The sequence below is a fragment of the Geobacter anodireducens genome, from assembly GCA_001628815.1.
GTDB lineage: Bacteria > Desulfobacterota > Desulfuromonadia > Geobacterales > Geobacteraceae > Geobacter > Geobacter anodireducens.
Genome location: CP014963.1, coordinates 2,063,940 through 2,083,461, shown reverse-complemented (window position 1 = coordinate 2,083,461; position 19,522 = coordinate 2,063,940). Strand labels below are relative to the sequence as shown.

The 19,522-nt window shown below is 48.7% G+C and carries 18 protein-coding genes; all 18 read left to right on the top strand.

The genetic code is table 11. The annotated features are described in order from the left end of the window. The first annotated feature begins 3 nt into the window (after positions 1–3). Complete coding sequence (locus A2G06_09520; GenBank protein ANA40491.1) at positions 4–1,671, top strand: PAS domain-containing sensor histidine kinase; 1,668 nt, start codon at positions 4–6, stop codon at positions 1,669–1,671. A gap of 18 nt (positions 1,672–1,689) precedes the next feature. After that, on the top strand, positions 1,690–3,066 hold the full coding sequence (locus A2G06_09515; GenBank protein ANA40490.1) for a Fis family transcriptional regulator: 1,377 nt from the start codon (positions 1,690–1,692) through the stop codon (positions 3,064–3,066). 219 nt (positions 3,067–3,285) lie between these two features. Next, positions 3,286–3,513, top strand: a complete 228-nt coding sequence (locus A2G06_09510) for a pilus assembly protein (protein ID ANA40489.1) — start codon at positions 3,286–3,288, stop codon at positions 3,511–3,513. Positions 3,514–3,945: 432 nt separating this feature from the next. Beyond that, on the top strand, positions 3,946–5,748 hold the full coding sequence (locus A2G06_09505) for a hypothetical protein (GenBank protein ID ANA40488.1): 1,803 nt from the start codon (positions 3,946–3,948) through the stop codon (positions 5,746–5,748). After that, positions 5,748–6,539 (top strand): hypothetical protein, encoded by a 792-nt coding sequence (locus A2G06_09500; GenBank protein ANA40487.1) that lies wholly within the window; start codon positions 5,748–5,750, stop codon positions 6,537–6,539. Before A2G06_09505 ends, A2G06_09500 begins: the two co-directional genes overlap by 1 nt. 6 nt (positions 6,540–6,545) lie before the next feature. Further along, positions 6,546–7,424: a hypothetical protein gene (locus A2G06_09495; GenBank protein ANA40486.1), complete on the top strand. Its 879-nt coding sequence runs from the start codon at positions 6,546–6,548 to the stop codon at positions 7,422–7,424. 4 nt (positions 7,425–7,428) lie between these two features. Further along, entirely contained in the window at positions 7,429–8,307 is an 879-nt protein-coding gene (locus tag A2G06_09490) for an ABC transporter ATP-binding protein (protein ID ANA40485.1), read from the top strand. Between the two features lie 33 nt (positions 8,308–8,340). Continuing rightward, positions 8,341–9,183: a phosphoribose diphosphate--decaprenyl-phosphate phosphoribosyltransferase gene (locus A2G06_09485; protein ANA40484.1), complete on the top strand. Its 843-nt coding sequence runs from the start codon at positions 8,341–8,343 to the stop codon at positions 9,181–9,183. Positions 9,184–9,190: 7 nt separating this feature from the next. Then, the gene (locus tag A2G06_09480) at positions 9,191–10,093 is read left to right on the top strand and encodes a glycosyl transferase (GenBank protein ID ANA40483.1); all 903 of its coding nucleotides are present in this window, start codon (positions 9,191–9,193) and stop codon (positions 10,091–10,093) included. A gap of 3 nt (positions 10,094–10,096) precedes the next feature. Then, positions 10,097–10,948 carry a phosphate ABC transporter permease gene (locus A2G06_09475; GenBank protein ANA40482.1) on the top strand — a complete coding sequence of 284 codons (852 nt, stop codon included), beginning with the start codon at positions 10,097–10,099 and terminating at the stop codon, positions 10,946–10,948. A gap of 6 nt (positions 10,949–10,954) precedes the next feature. Then, positions 10,955–12,223, top strand: a complete 1,269-nt coding sequence (locus A2G06_09470) for an ABC transporter ATP-binding protein (GenBank protein ANA40481.1) — start codon at positions 10,955–10,957, stop codon at positions 12,221–12,223. Next, entirely contained in the window at positions 12,220–13,179 is a 960-nt protein-coding gene (locus tag A2G06_09465; GenBank protein ID ANA40480.1) for an SAM-dependent methyltransferase, read from the top strand. Before A2G06_09470 ends, A2G06_09465 begins: the two co-directional genes overlap by 4 nt. Then, positions 13,179–14,213: a heptosyltransferase gene (locus A2G06_09460; protein ANA40479.1), complete on the top strand. Its 1,035-nt coding sequence runs from the start codon at positions 13,179–13,181 to the stop codon at positions 14,211–14,213. The genes A2G06_09465 and A2G06_09460 overlap by 1 nt, the downstream gene beginning before the upstream one ends. A 67-nt stretch (positions 14,214–14,280) precedes the next feature. After that, a complete protein-coding gene (locus A2G06_09455) occupies positions 14,281–15,399 on the top strand; it encodes a glycosyl hydrolase (GenBank protein ANA40478.1) in 1,119 nt (372 codons plus the stop codon). Then, complete coding sequence (locus A2G06_09450; protein ANA40477.1) at positions 15,389–16,402, top strand: glycosyl transferase; 1,014 nt, start codon at positions 15,389–15,391, stop codon at positions 16,400–16,402. The genes A2G06_09455 and A2G06_09450 overlap by 11 nt, the downstream gene beginning before the upstream one ends. Before the next feature lie 140 nt (positions 16,403–16,542). Further along, complete coding sequence (locus A2G06_09445; protein ANA41643.1) at positions 16,543–17,475, top strand: glycosyl transferase; 933 nt, start codon at positions 16,543–16,545, stop codon at positions 17,473–17,475. 1 nt (position 17,476) lies between these two features. Then, positions 17,477–18,271, top strand: coding sequence for a glycosyl transferase (locus tag A2G06_09440; GenBank protein ID ANA40476.1), 795 nt, complete (start codon positions 17,477–17,479; stop codon positions 18,269–18,271). 128 nt (positions 18,272–18,399) lie between these two features. Beyond that, positions 18,400–19,515, top strand: a complete 1,116-nt coding sequence (locus tag A2G06_09435; protein ANA40475.1) for a glycoside hydrolase — start codon at positions 18,400–18,402, stop codon at positions 19,513–19,515. The last annotated feature ends 7 nt before the right edge of the window (positions 19,516–19,522 follow it).

Genomic DNA, 19,522 nt, shown 5'->3' with positions numbered 1-19,522 from the left:
GCGATGAAGGAAAACCGGCGCGTCGCCTGGTTCATCCTCGCCCGGATGATCGTGGTCTCACTGTTTCTGGCGTCCACCATCATCCTGAGAATGAAGGGGACCGGTCCCCTGGGCGAATATGCCCTTGAGGGAATCACCAAAATCGTAGTGGCCACCTATGGCTTCTCGATCGTTTCCCTTGTATTTCTCAGGGTTACCGCGCGCTACGATCAGACCGTCACCTATTTCCAGATCATCTGGGACATCCTTTTCGTGACGTTGCTGATCCTTTTTACCGGCGGCGTCACGAGCCCCTTTTCCTTCCTGTATCTGCTCGCCATAACCAGCGCCAGCGTACTGCTCGCCCGCCGGGAAGCCCTCTATACGGCTTCCCTCTGCGCCATCATTTATGGCGCCATTATGGACCTGCAGTATTTCGGCAGGCTGGTTGGCCTGGGGCTCAGCCCCGTACCGGCGCAGAAACTGGGCACCACCTACATCTTTTATACGATTTTCCTCAACATCATCGCCTTTTGCTCCACCGCGCTCCTCACCGGCTACCTGGCGGAACGGGCGCGTCGCAGCGAAACCGAGCTTGAACAGAAGGCCATTGATTACGACGAACTCGAACGCCTCAACAGCACCATCGTCTCGAATCTCAACAGCGGGCTCATTACCGTAACGGGCAAGGGAAGGATCCGGGTTTTCAACCGGTACGCCGAGGCGCTCACCGGCATCGGCCTTGCCGAGGCCTATGATCGTCATCTGTTCGACGTGCTGCCGGGATTTCGTGTCTACGCTGACGGGCTTGCCAACGTGAAGAGGGGTGAATTCGAGTTCATTGCCAAGATGGGACGAAAGCTCACCATCGGCTTCAGCAGTGTGCCGCTGATGTTGAAAGACAGCGATGCAGCCGGTATCCTACTGAATTTTCAGGATGTAACTCAGGTCAGGAGGATGGAGGAGAGCCTCAAGAAGTCCGACCGGTTGGCGGCCATTGGCGAGCTTTCCGCCCGGATTGCCCACGAGATCCGCAACCCCCTGGCCGCCATCAGCGGGGCGACCCAGCTCATTGCCCAGGGCGGAGCCGTGTCCGATCCTGACCGGCGCCTCTTCGACATCGTCCTGAGGGAAACGGATCGGCTCAACGGCCTGATCAGCGATTTTCTCGCCTATGCCCGCCCCAACCAGCCTGAGCCGCGGCCGGTCGATTTCCGTGCACTCGTGGCGGAGTTGGCGGCGCTCGTCACGTCCGACGAGCGATTCGAGGGAGTTGTGATCGACAACCGGGTTGACAACCATTTTCGGCCGTTGCTGGACCCGGACCAGTTTCGCCAGGTTCTCTGGAATCTGATGGGCAATGCCGCAGGCGCCATGCCCGGAGGCGGGACTATCACGGTTGAGGCCGGCCAGTCCGACGAGATACGCGGCAGCGGGCAGCGACGCATCACCTATCACATCTCGGTTGCCGATACCGGCCTCGGCATGGACGAGACCACCGCAGCTCGCATCTTCGAGCCGTTTTTCACTACCAAGTCCACCGGTACCGGCCTTGGTCTCGCAACCGTTCACCGGATCGTGGAGGCCCATGGCGGCAGGATTGCCGTTGAGAGTATGCCGGGCAAAGGAACGATGTTTGTCATCTTTCTGCCGACTCCCCCATCCAGCGGAGAGTCGACAGTCAGTCAGTAACCGCCAGAAGGGACTATCATGGAAATTCATGTTCTCGTAGTGGATGATGAACTGAGCATGCGCGAATTCCTCGCCATCCTGCTCGACCGGGAGGGGTACACCGTCGACCAGGCCGCCAGCGCGGAAGAGGCGTTGGCCTGTCTTGAACGCAAGACCTATGACCTGGTCATCTCCGACGTAAAAATGCCGGGGCTCGACGGCATTACCCTCCTGGGACGCATCAAGGAGGTGGCGCCCGACACGGCCGTCCTCCTCATGACCGCCTTTTCCACTGCCGAGCAGGCCGTGGAAGCCATGAAGCTCGGGGCGTACGACTACATCGCCAAGCCCTTCAAGGTGGAAGAGGTCAAGATTCTCGCCCGTAACGCCCTGGAAAAGAGAGATCTCAAGCGGGAGAACCTGCGACTGCGCCAGGAGGTGCAGGAGCGGTACAGCTTCAGCGGCCTGATCGGCAAGAGCAAGAAGATGCGCGAGGTTTATTCCCTGATCGAAAAGGTGGCGCCGAGCACCGCAAATGTCCTCATTCTCGGCGAGAGTGGCACCGGCAAGGAACTGGTGGCCCGGGCGATCCACTACAACAGCCAGCGCAAGGGAAAACCCTTTGTTGCGGTCAACTGTGGCGCCATTCCCGAAACCCTCATGGAGAGCGAATTCTTCGGTCACAAGAAGGGGGCCTTCACCGGCGCCGTCGGTGATCGTCCCGGCCTTTTCGAGCAGGCCGAGGGGGGCACCCTCTTTCTGGATGAAATCGGAGAGGTGTCGCTCCAGCTTCAGGCGAAACTCCTTCGGGCCATCCAGGAAAAGGAATTCCGCAGGGTAGGGGGAACCCTTGACCAGAAGGCCGACGTACGGCTGGTGGCCGCCTCCAATCGCGATTTGGAAGAGCAGGTGAAGGAAGGGAGTTTCCGGGAAGATCTCTTTTATCGCCTCAACGTGGTCCAGGTCAAAATGCCCCCACTCCGTGAGCGTGGAGACGATATCCCAATTCTGGTTGAACACTTTTACAAAAAGTACGTCCAGCCCCCCTACAGTGACCGCATCATAACTCAGGGGGCACTGAAGCTCCTCATGTCATACGGATTTCCGGGCAACGTCCGGGAACTGGAGAACTTGGTCGAACGCTGCTCCGTGCTCGGCAACCGGGAAATTTCGGAAGAATGCCTCCCTCCGCAACTCCACGCGGGCAAGCGCCCCGAATGTGGTGCGGCCGCCGAGTGTGAACTGCCTGAAGAGGGCATGGATCTCGAAGCCTACCTGGACGGCATTGAAAAGCGGATTTTGCTCCAGGCCCTGGAGCGCAGTGGCGGCGTTAAAAAGAAAGCAGCCGAATTGCTGAGGCTTACGTTTCGGTCCTTCAGGTACCGCTTGGCGAAATTCGGGATGGATGAGGAGTGATCTTCTTGCGGGTGACGAAAAACGTCAGACGAAAGTGACGAAATAGGTGGGAAAGGGGTAGGCTGTTTATGGGGTTTATGGTAACATGCCGGAATGACTGGAGTAGGTGAGTTGGTTCGGCTTTTGCTATATTCACGATAACGTTTAAGGATTAAACGGATAATTGGCCAATTACCCCCATACCCCAACACAAGCAGCAAAAGAAGAAAGGAGATGCACATGCTACAGAAACTCAGAAACAGGAAAGGCTTCACCCTCATCGAGCTGCTGATCGTCGTTGCGATCATCGGTATCCTTGCTGCAATCGCGATCCCGCAGTTCTCGGCGTATCGTGAAAAGGCGTACAACTCTGCTGCCAACTCGGATTTGAAGAACGTTAAGACCGGTATGGAGTCGTTTATGGCCGATAATCAAGAATATCCCGGCAAAGTTGATTACGCTCAGTAAATCGTAAACTGTTTGAAAGGAGATTATAATGAAAAAGATTACCTTTACTATTTCGCTACTTGCTCTTTCTGCCTCTGTGGCGCTTGCTGCAGAGCCTACAGGACTGGATAAGACCAAGACTGGGCTTAGCCTCTATGGACTGAAAGGTACTACTGGTACTGTTCCTACTACTGATCAGTCACGAATTGCCAAAAGTTCTACAGGGGTTATGTTGGCAGTGACAACCAGCGCAGTTGGCTATTCAGTTGCTACCCAACATGTAAATGGAACCAAGGCATACGGCTCAGCACATGACAGTACCTCCATTTATGTTAAAGATGTCACTACTAAGGGAACGGGTGAAAGTATCACGTATAAAACTGGCAAAGACACCTTTGACGGCGTAGAGGGTTGGACTACGATGTAGCCAGCGATGCTTGATCTCAAGGCGGGATGTTACGACATCCCGCCTTTTTTGTTAAAGCACTCATGAAAACTCATCTTTCCTTGCGAACATCTATCCTGTTTCTTATCTTTATAGTGCTGGGTATCAATTACCCCGTGCTCTTTGCTCCGCTTAATTCCGTAGATGACATTGATATGTACGGCTATTTTCTCAATGCAGATGGATTGACGTTGAGGGATATCTTTACGCCAAGTGGCGGGCAGTACTACCGGCCACTTCTGGCCTTAACCTTTTATCTGGACCAGAAACTCTGGGGATTGGAACAGAGCTTCATGCATCTGGATAATGTTCTATTTCATTTAGTAAATGTATTACTGATTTTTGCCATCGCACATAAATTATGGACGCTATACGAGGGGCGTGATTCTTTGGCGCCACTGGCCGTAGCGCTTCTTTTCGCGCTTCACCCTCTAAATGTTGAGTCGGTTGCTTGGGTTTCAGGCCGAACTGACCTGATTGCCGGTATATTCATCTTTCTCGCTGTTTATCTCATGTTTTTTGTGGATAAACGCCCCCTGCCGTTAGGATATTCCATTGCTGTTGCAGGCTCTATTTTACTTGCGTGTCTTGCTAAAGAAACAGCAGTTTTCTTTCTGCCAGCAGCATTTATATTCCCTTTCTTTTCATTAAATAAGAATAGCGATACTCCGAAGGTGGCAGCAAGCGTACGTAATGGATGGCTCCATTGTCTTGTATTACTTGCTTCAGGAATCGGGTATGTTCTGGTGAGGACCGGTGCTTTCAGTACGAGTGACGAGGGAGTCGCCACGATTGCGGCTAGTCTCGGGGGCGGAGAGAAGGTCGGCCTGTTGGAAAATGGTCGATTGATTGTGAAAGCTGCCGGATTTTATCTGAAAAAACTGTTTTTACCCTTCCCTCTCAATTTCGGCATTATCCATGTTTCTGACTTCTATATTCTACTTGGATTTCTGCTAGTACCACTGTGTATTTGGTGGCTCTATCGGCGGGATCTGCCATCATATTTTTTTGTCTGCTCTGTTTCGGTCGGCATCTCTGCCATGATGATTCCTGTGCTTCGTATGACATGGACACCAATTGCCGAGCGATACATGTATCTTCCCTCTGCCTTTTTTTTACTTGCAACAACGCTTCTAGTAGACCGGAGAATTGCGCTGTATCCCCGTAAGAATATTGTCATTGTTTGTGTTGTTGCTATCTGTGTAGTAGCAGCTTATGGAACTGCGTCCCGTAATCTTGTCTGGCAGGACAATCTAACCCTCTATCAGGATACGGTGCGGAAATCACCAGATTTCATCCCAGCGCAAAACGAACTTGCAAATGCCTTGGTAGGCCATGGTAGGCTTGATGAAGCGCGAGCAATCTTAAACTCCATGGAGCTTTCCGACGATCTTAATAATGTTCAGATTGGTCATGTCAATCGGGCAATGATGTTGACTGAGCAGGGAGATTTTGAAGGGGCACGGCGTTTTTTAAAAAAAGTGCTTGAAAAGCCCGGACGTCATAAGGTTATGATTCTTGGCAAATTGATCAAAGTATACGACAAGGAATTGATGGTGGTAGGAAAGGACAGTGGTAAATTGCTTAGTGATATGGCTCCATTGTTGGAGCAGCTCAGGACTCTTACTGGGGATCCATTTTATTCCTATCGTCTTGGGCTGGTATATCTTCAACTCCACGATAATGCCAAGGCACGATCCGCCTTTCTTGATGCAGCTAAGCGGGCTCCTGTAAATGCCCATTATCGGGATGCCGCACGACGGTTGGCAGAAAAATTCGATGATTGTGTTCAGAATGAGGAGACTTGGTAATGTTTAACATGGCGGTGGTAACGTTGAAGGGGATTTTTCGCGACCGTGTATTCCACGGAATTATAGTAGTTGGAATAATTTTTTTGCTGATACCATCAGTATGTTCCCTTTCGATGAGGCAGGTAACGGAACTTTCAATAACACTATCACTGTCATTGCTATCCTTTATTCTGTTGTTGCTGGCGGTGTTTCTTGGTGGCACTTCGCTCTGGAAAGATATCGAACGTAGATACACGTTCAGTGTTCTCAGTTTGCCTATCGATCGCTGGTCATATTTGTTCGGAAAATTTATGGGTGTTGCGCTTTTTATGACTATGACGGCCTGCGTCCTTGGCGGAATTGCACTGCTTATTGTGTGGCTGGTTTCTGGGACATATCCGCCGGATCGGCCAGTAGTTTGGTCCTATTTGGTTGCAGCAATAGCATTTGATGTCTTCAAATATCTCCTTTTGATTGCAATTGCTATTTTATTTTCCACAGTAAGTACTTCGTTCTTTTTGCCAGTATTCGGTACAATTTGTATTTTTATAGTTGGCTGTGCTTCGCAACAGGTCTATGATTACTTGCATTCATCGACTTCAGTGGATATCGCTCCATATGTAAAAAAAGTAGCAACGGTTCTATATTACGTTCTGCCTAATTTTTCTGCCTTTGATTTGAAAGTCAACGCCATTTACGCCATTGCACCGGATGGCAAGGGATTGGTTTTGACTGTTCTATACTGTTTTGTTTACACGTCTTTGATTTTGATCAGCGCTGCTTTGCTATTTTTACATCGTGAAATGAAGTAATAGACCATGAATAAGACATCCCCAAAATTTATTGTTATATTGCTGGTTTTTTGCTTGCTCTGTTATGGTTTGCTGTTGCAACCATTTACCGACTATCTTCACAAGAAGCCGTTTGTGGAAAGACTAGGCTACACACCCAATGCTGACCTGTTGAAAGCAGTTGTAGCTGATCAGAAAGAGTCCGTGGCAGCAGCTCTCATTTTTAAGGTAATAGTCTATTACGGCACACTGGTGGAGAAAGCTCGTGGTAAGATTGAACTCCCTGCTGACTACCGTGCCATGTCTCGAACCATCCATTCAGGCGTAAAGCTGGATCCCTACAATATGGATGGGTATTATTTTGCGCAGGCAATTTTGGCTTGGGATGTCGGTAAAATCGACGTTGCGAACGCACTTCTCGATTATGGTATGAAGTTCCGGAATTGGGACTTTCAACTGCCGTATTTCGCAGGTTTCAATTGTGCTTACTTTCAGGAGGATTATGCCAATGCTGCTAAATATTTTCAACGTGCTGCGGAGTTGTCTGGCAACGATCTTTTTGTTAGTCTGACAGGCCGCTATTTGCAAGAGTCTGGGCAGACAAACCTTGCGATCGATTATTTGGCTGCCATGGCGAAGGAAGCTCGAAACCCAGATATTCGAAACAGTTTTCAGTTGCGCCTAGAAGCATTCCGGCAAGTCCTGAAGGTTGAACAGGCGAGGGATGGATTTGTCGCGGTAAACGGTCGCCTCCCTGTGTCAATTGATGAGTTGTTGGTTACTGGATTTTTAGTATCTCTACCTCAAGATCCATATGGCGGAACTTTTTTCCTGGAGGCTGACGGCAAGATTCGTACTACAAGCAAATTTGCATTAAAAAGAACTCCAACGTCATCAGGAGAATAATCACATGCAGGCCGTCGAAATATCTAATTTGAGCAAGATCTATCGGGGAAAGCGTGGCGTTTGTGTTGAGGCGCTCCGGGACCTTTCACTCTCAATTGATCAAGGCGAAGTGTTCGGCTTTCTCGGCCCGAACGGGGCAGGGAAAAGCACAACTATTAAAATCATTATGGGATTAGTCAAGGCGACTCATGGCAGTACCAGCATTATGGGAAAAGACAGTACAGTTGGTGTGGCCCGTGAGGCGGTTGGTTATCTTCCTGAGAATCCCGCATTCTACGATTATTTGAATGCACTTGAATACCTACGATTTGTCGGGGGAATGTTCAAAATGCCGTCTGAACCCTTAGAACCACGGATTGAACAAACTCTCAAGTTGTTGGAGTTATGGGACGCCCGAAAGCGACCCATGCGCAGCTACAGCAAGGGGATGGTTCAACGGGTTGGGCTTGCACAGGTGCTGGTGCATGATCCAGATGTATATATTCTTGATGAGCCCATGAGCGGCCTTGACCCAGTTGGTAGGGCGTTGGTGAAAGATATAATTCTCGATTTGCGACGTCGAGGAAAGACAGTTTTCTTCAGTTCTCACATTGTTAACGATGTTGAAAAAATTTGTGATCGGGTAGCGATTATCTTGAATGGTGAATTGCAATGTGTCGTCCGCGTAGATCAGATTATGAGTGAAGGAGTTATTGGCTACCAAGTGCGATCTCGCCGCTCAGGAAGAGGTGATTCCTCTGACTACGATGTCTCAAAGGAAGAGTTAACAGGACTTCTCGACCGACTCAGGATTGAGGGAGAAGAGATTTTGTTGGTTGAGCCTCGCAGGCGACACCTTGAGGATTTTTTTCTTTCAATTGTGGAGGGAAAATCCAAGATTTGATTTGTCAGTCCTTAAATCTAGTTCCCAATCAACATGAAAAATTACCCGAGGATTTTAAGGCCTACCCAATGGCTCAAGAACCTGATGCTTTTTTTCCCTCCCTTCCTTTCCGGGGCAATTCTTGCCCCGGAAGTCGCAGTCAAGGGAATACCTGCTTTCAGTGCCTTTTGTCTCGCCTCCAGCGCCGGCTACATACTCAATGACATTATGGATAGTGAGCAGGACCGGCTCCATCCGACGAAGCGGTTCCGTCCCCTGCCTTCCGGTGTAGTGAGTCCTGCCGTGGCAACTGCCCTTGCCGGTTTTCTGGTTTTAGCAGGAATCGGGGTTGCGGCAATAACCCAGTCCCCGCGCTTTTTGTTGTTCCTGCTGCTCTATCTCCTGGTCACGGCAATTTATTCCCTTAAGGTCAAAGATATACCCCTGCTTGACGTGTTTTGTGTGGCAACAGGCTTCATCATCCGCCTTGAGGCCGGTGGCGAGGCTTTTGCAGTACCGATATCGAGTTGGCTCTTCCTCAGTGTGTTTCTCCTGGCGCTCTTCCTGAGCATCGGCAAACGCCTTACCGAGAAGCACAATCTGGGAGACGGGGCAGGACTCCATCGCAAGAGCCTGGCCGGCTACCCCGACGGTTTTTTGGAGGGAGCCATGTATTTGACGGGAGGGGCGGTACTTGTCACGTACAGCATGTACACCCTTTCCCGGAGTCATTTGTTTTACACCGTTCCGCTCTGCTGTTTCGGGCTCTTACGGTATATTTTGAGGGTGAAATCAGGTCAGAGCGGGGATCCGACCGAATCGCTCTTGAAAGACATCCCGCTACTGCTGGTAAGCTTGGCCTGGGCTGTCATCATCGGCTGGCGCCTCTATTTCTAGGAGTTCAATGCGGACTGCGTTGCTACAAAACCTTTTCAGCCTTTTCCCCTTTGACCTGCACGGGGACTGCGATGTGCCGCCGGCGCGGGACGGTATCAGGGTGTCCTGCATCATCAATTTCTACGGGCGCCTGAACGTTCTTGCCGGTATTCTCTGGTCCCTTGCCCAGCAGGATTTCCCTCGGTCGGCCTTTGAGGTGATTCTGGTCGAAGATCGCGGCGGCAGCGATGAGGGGAGGGCGCTGGCCGAGGAATTTTCCTCATGCTTGCCCATTGCCTATGCTCCCCTCGACAAACAGTATGGCCTCATGGGGTACTCAAGAAACTTCGGGCTTGAGCGATCGCGGGGAGAATTCATTCTTTTTCTCGACGATGACACCATAATTCTGCAGGACGATTTTCTGAAAACAATGGTGGCCTATTTTGACGCGCAGCCCGGCGTTTCGGCCATAATGCCCCACGGTGAGGCCAGTTTCGCCTTTGTGGACGACCGCTATGATTTTCACGACCCGTTTTTCATGACGAGCCGTTGCACGGCCTATCGCCGCACAGTGCTTGCCTCTCTGGGCGGGTTCATGTCGTCATTCATCGGCCAGGAGGATGTTGAGTTCGTCATCCGTTTCCATGCGGCCGGCAATCGTTGCGCTGCCGTACCGCAACTGGCCTACCGGCATCCGCCGCTCTATGTCACGAACCTCGGCAAACCAATGGCGGTGGGGTCTTCTTTTTATGGGATCAGAAAACGCTATCCGCTGGTTACATGGTTATTGGCGGTGGTCAACTGTTCACGCCATCTGCCGCTGGTGCTGGCGCCATCCCGCAAGTACCGCGAAATGGGTCGCTTCGGGCTCGGATTTCTGTGGGGTGTGCTGACGGCCCCCTTTCGCAGCGGCAGCCTTACCTATCGATAGGTCATGCAGATGAACCCAGGGACAGGGAGTCAGGCACAAGAAGAAATCATTATCGAGGCGGGGCGAACCGAAGTCCGCTACTGGAACGATGTCTGGCGCTATCGTGAGCTGTTTTATTTCCTGGCGTGGCGCGACATTCTCGTCCGGTACAAGCAGACAGCCATCGGCATTGCATGGAGCGTACTGCGTCCTCTGGCAACCATGGTTGTCTTTACACTTGTCTTTGGGACATTTGCCGGTCTTCCCTCTCAGGGTGCACCCTACCCGGTCATGGTTTTCGCCGCCATGCTCCCCTGGCAATTCTTTGCCACAGCCCTCGCCGAATGCAGCAATTCGCTGGTAGTCAACAGTAACCTCCTTTCAAAGGTCTACTTCCCCCGACTGATTGTTCCCTCAAGCGCAATCATTGTCTGCGTCGTGGATTTCATCATCTCGCTTGTCCTGCTTTTCCTGCTCATGAGTTGGTATGGCGTGTGGCCTGACTGGCGCATGCTGACGCTGCCGCTGTTCTTCCTGCTGGCACTGCTCTGTGCTCTGGGGAGCGGCTTGTGGCTAGCTGCCCTCAATGTCAAATACCGCGATTTCCGTTATGTGGTCCCCTTTATCGTGCAGTTCGGCCTTTATATCTCGCCGGTGGGGTTCAGCAGTTCAGTGGTGCCGGAGCGGTGGCGACTGATCTATTCTCTGAATCCCATGGTGGGCGTGATCGACGGGTTTCGCTGGGCGATTCTTGGTGAAGGGCAGAAACTGAGCTGGGACGGGCTTGCATTGGCGGTCGCCGGCACTGCTGTGCTTCTCGTGCTTGGCATTCGATACTTCAGACAAACCGAACGTGCCTTCGCCGATATTATCTGAGAAACTATGAGCAACGTCATTTCGGTCGAGAATATCGGTAAAAAATACCTCATCAGCCACCAGGGCAGGGAACCCTACACGGCCCTGCGCGACGTGCTTGCCGATGGGGCGCGTGCGTTCTACCGCCGGTTGTTTTCGCCCGGAACGAGCCAAGCGGACGCACAGGCCGAGGAGTTTTGGGCTTTGAAGGATGTTTCGTTCGAGGTGAAGCAGGGTGATCGAATTGGTATCATCGGCCGCAACGGGGCTGGGAAGTCGACGTTGCTCAAGATACTGAGCCGTATTACCGAGCCGACAGAGGGGCGCGTCAGGATCAGGGGACGGGTAGCGAGTCTTTTGGAAGTGGGGACCGGTTTTCACCCTGAACTGACAGGGCGGGAAAATATCTTTCTGAACGGGGCCATACTGGGTATGCACCGGGTGGAGATTGCCCGCAAGTTTGATGAGATTGTTGCTTTTGCGGAGATTGAGAAGTTCCTCGATACGCCGGTGAAGAGATATTCTTCGGGCATGTATGTACGGTTGGCGTTTGCAGTGGCAGCGCATCTTGAACCGGAAATTTTGATCGTCGACGAAGTGCTGGCGGTGGGGGATGCCCAGTTTCAGAAAAAATGCCTAGGAAAGATGGAGGATATATCGGCAAAAGAAGGTAGGACGGTGTTGTTTGTAAGCCATAATATGGGGGCTATCGCTCGATTGTGTACGGGGGCTGTTCTGCTCGAAAGGGGGCGGATGCGTCTCGCCGACTTCACAAAGCCTGTCATTCAGATGTACCTGGACAAGGCGAAGAAGACGACGTCTACCTGGAGCCGTTCAACATCAATTCCTGTGCATGATGAGATCGTTTTCGAATCAATTAGTATCGCCAACAAAGACAGAAAGATAGCGGAGGTTTTGCCCTCTAATGAACCATTCTCGATTACCCTTGTGGTCAATGCCACCGCTTCGCTAAAGGGAGTGCAGATCGCCATCAGAATAACCAACGAGCAAGGGATTCCAATTCTCACCACAACCAACTGTGATCAGGCAGGAAAGCTGCAGGAGATCAGCAGGGGGAGGTACCGGTACACAGTTTCTCTTCCGGCAAGTTTTCTGCCACCTGGGTATTACACGCTGATTGTTGCCTCCTTTGTTCCCGGTGAAAAGCTGTTCGACGTCGTTGAAGACAAGCTTGGGTTTTGCATCGATGATATGGGCTCGCTTGCGACTCTGATGAAGGATGGTCGGCTAGGAGTTGTGACCCCCCTGATGCCTTGGGACGAGGTTCGTTTATGACTGGCATCGTCACTACAAATTGGTGGACCTCACTGATATACCGAGTGTTTGTCCGAACAGCCTGTTTACGTGCAGGGAGAGGATTGCTTCCGAATATTTGGGAGTGGCTGTGGCGCTTGAGTTGCAACATCATTGAAGGGCCAGTTGATATTACCATTCACAACCGCCCCGCCATCGTCAACTTTGGATACACCTATCCAATTTACATGCGCTGCTACCCCGAACTGAACGCTCCGTTGGTGGAGTTGGCCTATCAATGCTGGCGATCACGAGGTACTGCGATTTGCATCGTCGATGTCGGGGCAGCCGTTGGGGACACCATGCTATTGCTACATTCCAACCTCCCCGAAGCTGTCGGTTCTTTCGTATGTATTGAAGGAGACCAGGAATTTTACTATTATCTCCAACACAATCTGAGGCATATGACGGAGGGAAGACTAATTAATGCCGTGGTGGCCGACCAGGAGACTGAGGTCTCGGATCTGGTCAGGATTCATACCGGCACCGCGAGCGCCCAAGGGGAGAGGATCCGTGGCGCAAGTACCCTGTCTGCGGTAGTTACGGAAGAGGTTGACCTGATTAAAATTGATGTCGATGGCTTCGATGGGCGGGTGTTGCTTGGCGCAGAAGACTTACTGAAACGCAGCCGTCCGTTGGTGATTTTTGAGTGGCATCCCATCCTCTGTCGCCAAACTGGGAACAACTGGACCGATCATTTTGATGTCCTCGCGCGTTGTGGCTACTCCCGGTGCCTGTGGTTCACAAAATTTGGTCACTTCAGCCACTTCAGTTTCAGCCACTGCCGCGAGGAGATCGATAGCCTCGCCGAGTACTGTATGAGTGACGTAGTGAAGGACTGGCATTACGACGTGATCGCCTTACACGATGACAGCGATCTTTCTCTGCTGCTGCTTTCGCAACTGGGGTTTGCGAAGGCCAGGCCGTCCAGGTACTGATGATGTCACATCTGATTCATAGGGTTACGGAGCGATTGGAATATCTGTTCCTGCGAATCTGGTGTCTGAAGATGCTTTGCAAGATGAGACGAGAAGGAAGAAGGGTGGTCGTCATAACCTTGCTTGAACATCTCGGTGACATCGTGGCGTGCGAACCAGTGGCCAGGTATGTGAGGAGCCAAGAACCTAACTCCTTCCTGATATGGTTTGTATCACCAACCTACCGGGAGATTGTCGAAACCTACGCCTCGTTGGACAGGGTCAGGACGATCAACTGTATTACTTCTTGGTCCAGACTTCGCAGGTCAGTCCGATTCGACCGGGTTGTTGATCTCCATATCGATGGGCGTGTCTGTCCCACCTGCCGGATCCCTCACGGCAATTTTGATGGCGACCGCTCCATTAACCTGAGCAACTACTTTTATTATGGGTCGCTATTAGGTAGCTTTTGCAAAGCTGCCGGCCTTCCGGCGCTGGACGACCAGCCAGTTTTGCACCTTCCAAAGCGAGTCAAGGCCTGTGTCGCTTCTCTGTACCTTGCCGAGCAGTATCTGGTAATCCATTGCAATTCCAATGAACTATGCAAGGACTGGAGCTCACAGAAGTGGAACAAATTATTAGATCGCCTCGCCTTAGACGACATCAAGGTAATTGAGGTAGGCTTACAGTCCGATCTTGGTCGTAGTCAGTCTGAACACTACATTGACCTCTGCGGGAAGCTCTCTATTCTAGAGATGGCAGAGGTGATTCGTGGGGCCAAGCTCTTTGTCGGGATCGACAGTGGCCCAGCGCATATTGCTAATGCCGTTGGGACGTATGGAATAATTCTTCTTGGGCAATATAGGGCCTTCAAACGTTACCAACCCTACAGCGGAGCGTTTGCAGATGGCAGTATGGCCTCTGTGATTTATAGTAAAAGCCACGTTCGGGATATTTCAGTGAGCACAGTATCCCAGGAGATAAGCCGTGTGCTTACTCTCTCTGCCACCTTATCGGCTGTGGCTTCTAACAACAAAAGCAGGGCTAATGCATAGATCGCATTCTATTTTTCACAGCATCACCCCGTGCTCGAAAATGATCTCTGTGGGGAAAGGGAAAGTCATGATTACTCCCGACCACAATATTATCAAACCTATAGCTATCGTTTTACCCCAGTTCCATCCCATTCGAGAAAACAATTTATGGTGGGGCGAAGGTTTCACCGAATGGACTAATGTCGTTAAGGGACGACCGCGTTTCCGGGGACATTACCAGCCTCATTTGCCGAAAGATCTTGGCTACTATGACTTGCGGCTACCTGAAACACGCAAAGCGCAAGCTGCTCTCGCAACAAAATACGGCATCTATGGTTTTTGCTATTATCATTACTGGTTTAATGGTCGCCGTATTCTCGAGAGTCCTGTTGACGCAATGTTGGAATCAGTCGAGCCAGATTTCCCCTTCATGCTTTGCTGGGCAAATGAAAATTGGACGAGAAATTGGGATGGGAGTTGTAATAAAGTTCTATTGGAACAAAAGTATTCTAAGGAAGACTTTGTTAATCATGCACGCCATTTGATAAGATACTTTAAGGATGACCGCTACATAAAAATTGATGGTAGACCTGTTTTTGCAATTTATAAGGATGACATAGGAGAAGATATTGAGAAATATCTAGACTTATTTCGTAATGAATTGCTTAAAAATTCTATCAACGTATTTTTGTGCAGATTCGAAAGAAATATCGGGACAAGTAGGGACTTAAATAGAGCTTTTCAAGTTTTTGATGCAGGTATCGAATTTCAACCTCTTGCTAGGCAATTTTCTTATTTAATGGATTATAATAATAGATTAAGTCGACGCATTTACAAGATGTTAAAAAAGCACTTCTGCTTCTGTAAGAATATTGATGATGTATATATATATTCACGTTTGGTTGATAATGATCTTAAATATGATTTCCAGCAAGGATGGCCAATTTTTCCAGGAGTATGTCCTGGATGGGATAACTCTGCTCGTCGCAGAGATACTAAAGCGATAATATTTGATAAATCAACTCCTGAAATCTTTAAACTATGGGTTCGTGAGAAAATTAGAATAACAGATTGGAATTTGCTTCCAGAAAGATTTCTTTTTGTAAACGCCTGGAATGAGTGGGCTGAGGGTAACCATCTTGAACCTTGCGAAAAGTGGGGTACACAGTATCTGGCTGCTCTTCTGGCGGGCATCAATGAAATGTGAGTCTATCATGCAACCTAAAGTATCTGTTGCATTAGCAACATATAATGGTGAAAAGTATATTGAAGAGCAGCTTGAGAGTATTATTAAACAAACTAGGGCGCCTGATGAGTTAGTTATATGTGACGATTGTTCTAATGATGAAACAATAAATATAATAACTAAAAAAATTAAAAATACGCATTTTGATGTTAAACTAGTTTTGAATGATAAAAATATTGGATATGTACAGAATTTTTCAAAAGCTCTTGAGATGTGCTCTGGTGATATCGTTTTCTTGTGCGATCAGGACGACGTATGGCTTAGTGACAAAATAGAATTTATTATAAACAAATTCAACATTCAACCTGATATTCAGTTGATTATCCATGATGTTGATTATTGCAAAGAAGATTTAACACCAATAGGACAAACTAAATTACAAAGGATGGAATCTAACTTTGATATTGAGTCGGATTATGTTGTCGGGATGGCAACAGCAGTACGTAGATCATTTTTAGTACACTGTTTGCCCGTGCCGAGTGCTCCAGAGGTCACCCATGACAAATGGTTGCATGATTGTGCTCGAGTACTGGGTTGCAAGGGCATTGTCAGGGAAGTATTGGCTCTTTATCGACGCCACTCCTTGAACGTGACAGCACCATCTCGTCTCAATGTAGATTTTGTTACTACCAAGCACTATTTCGGTAATGATTTTCTAGCGTTTCTAAAATTGTTTAGAATGGAAACCGATTTGGGAAGTCCTGACATTTCACCTCTCGTTCAATGGCTGAATTCACGAAAAAAGGTTCTGCTGGACAATGGGTTTTCTTCAGAAGATCGAATCAATACGTTTATTCAGTATGAGGAAAAGAGACTTCGTGCTAGGAATTCACGTCAAAGCATATTGAGGCTTGATCGCTGGAAACGGTTATTTCCGATTTATGATTTGTACCGGTCTGGTGGCTATCATTATTACTGTGGTTGGAAAAGTGCATTGAAAGATCTTTTACGTACTTATGCTTAATGTTTTATATTCGCAATAATTATTAAAAGTTATGAGTGATTGCTTATCACAAATAGGCTGTTTTCCCCATTTCAATTTGAACAGCCTGCTTGGCTTGATTCCTTGGCTGGAAGAATCTGATGACTTTGATCGGTAGCGGAATATCCCACCATAATCCTCTGGTTTCTGTCGTCATTCCGAGCAAGAATAGACCAGATCTCGTTATCGCTACGTTAGTGAGCGTTATTGATCAAACTTACGATAACATAGAAATACTTGTGGTGGACGATGGTTCCGATATGCCATTGGCTCCGCTTCTGAAAGACAGATTTAGCGACAGAGTGCTGTGTCTGAGGAATGACCAATCGCTTGGTGGGGCTGTTGCTCGCAATCGTGGAGCACAAAGTGCCCACGGTGATTATGTCGCGTTCTTGGATGATGACGATCTGTGGTTGCCGAACAAACTTGAGATGCAGGTTGATGCTTTTTCGAAACACGGCGTTGATATTGGAGTAGTTTACTGCGGTTTTGATTTTCTGTACAAGGAAGAGATAGTGCCTCGCCAGAACAAGTATCATAATAATTGTGATCTGAGCATCGCTGTCTTGTCAGGATGCCCCTTCGGGTCGCCGACTCCTCTGATAAGAAAGCATTATTTCGATATGGTCGGAGGGTTCGACAGGGAATTGCCTTCCTGCCAGGATTGGGACCTCTGGATCCGACTGTCTAAGGTGTGTGGGTTCTACCCTGTCAAGGAGTCGTTGGCGCTGTATAGAATACATGGGGATCAAATCTCTACGAACCTCCGGAAAAAGATCGACGGAAGAAAAATGGTTCTAGCCAAGCATTATGATGAGATCAAGAACTATCCTCGTGTGTTATCGGCTCACTATAGCCGGATCGGATCGTTGTGTGTCCTTGCCGATGAACATGTCGAGGCACGAGATTTTTTTTCTAAAGCCCTGGCAAGTAATATGTTCGATGGTGGCAGTTTCGTTCATCTGGTATTGCAGTTTCTGTGCAGACCCTTGGAAAAATGGCTTATTGAACGCTTCAGCGTCAATACTATAGATGGCATCAAGGTGATACACTAGCTTGCCAAGGTTCAGCGTCGTCATACCCTGTTTCAACCAGGGGGAATACGTAAACGAGGCGATAGCGTCGGTATTGAATCAGTCGTGTGACGACTACGAGATTATCGTGGTGGATGACGGTTCCACCGACCAGGCAACGGTGACGGTGCTGGACAGACTCGATCACTCTGGCGTAAAGTTGGTCCGAACCTCAAATCAAGGTCTTGCTGCGGCGCGGAACAACGGCATAACTGCAGCATGCGCTGAATTTATTCTGCCGCTCGATGCTGATGATCGCATTGGTCCTGCCTACCTCGAAAGAGCAGGAGCGATTCTTGACTCACATCCTGAAGTCGGGTTCGTCTATTGTCTGGCTGAGTTGTTTGACGGTGCGCGCGGAAAATTTTATCTGAACAGCGCTTCCTTGGAGGATATGCTGTGGGACAGTCGAGTGTTCTGCAGTGCACTTTTCAGGAAGTCCGACTGGGTCGCTGCAGGCGGCTACAATAGTAATATGGTATATGGCTGGGAGGATTGGGACTTCTGGTTATCGTTGCTTGAACTGGGTAAGACGCCTTATATGATAGAAGAGGTGATGTTTTTTTATAGGGTAAAGCACAATTCAATGATACGGTCCATGACATTAGATAATAAGATAGCAATGCACCAACAGCTTTATAATAACCACCGTAGACTATACGGCAAAATAGATGATATTGACTTTGAGAAATATCACCGTCGTAGAGAAACTGTCAGGTATAAACTTATTGAGCATATTAAAAAGCTAATGTTTAATGCCAGATATTGGAATAAATAAATGATGACATCTGCTGTAAGATTTATTACGTACATCTCACGCACTACCTTTTACCATCTGCCGGAATGTATCAAGTTGGCAATTATTAAATCAATAAATAATTGCTTGATGTTTGTCTATTCAAGAAAATGAATATTCTTTACGCAACATGCTTTCTGGATGTTAGCGGTGTTACCAGATTGAATTATGATATTCTGGCGAGACTTGCCGGGAAGAATAATATCTATGTCTGCGAAACAGCAAGTGATGGAAGGCTTACTTCAAAGCTGGAAAACCACTTCAGGGATAGCTTTGGTGAACCTTTCAAGTTGTTTCGATACCCTCTCCCAGACAGATATCGACGATTTTTAGAGTATTTGGATAGTAATGCCATAGATTTGGTTTTTAATACTCACTCTCTTTGGGTTTATGAGCATATTGCCAAGCTCAAGAAAGATCGTAGCAATCTTAAAGTCGTCGACTCTCTCCATGTACTCGAACCGTATTGTTTTCGTGGAGGTTACCCTGATATCAGTGCAAATAGATATGTACACCCTTTTATAGACAAGAGCATTGTTATATCCGAACACCTCTTATCTTACATAAAGCGATCTTATTCAGTTGATCCTGGCAAATTCATTATTATTCGTAATGGGGTCGATACAACTCGTTTCAAGAAGGATTCTGCGCTTAAAGGAATTTTCAGAAATGAGCTCGGAGTTCCAGCTAATTTTCCTTTGATCGGCTACATTGGGCGTTTTTCTCGACAAAAAAGGCCTGATGTGTTTCTTGATGTAGCTAAGCATCTATTGAGGAAGCTCGGGGAGGTTTATTTCTATATGGCTGGAGACGGCGATCTTCTTGATAAATCCAAAAGACTTGCAGATAGCTTGGGAATTTCCGATCGAGTTAGTTTTGTTGCGCCGCGGGACGATATACATATCGTATTAAATTCAACGGACATGTTAGTACTAACTTCATCGTACGAGGGAGCCCCACTTACTATTCTAGAGGCATTGGCAACGGACGTTCCGGTTGTCGCATCAGATGTCGGAGCCATTTCAGAATACGTGGGGACGCCATATGTTGTTCAACGGCAAGGCAGAGGGGCAGAAGTCGATCAATTTGCTGAAGCTATTTTACGTGTACTTAATGATAATTATCCATCAATATTCGACCGGGAAATATTCAGCCTTGATTATGTTGCTGATAGTTATGCTCGGGTCTTTTATGATACGGCAGTTCGGTCAAGTACTACACAGTAGAACTGAG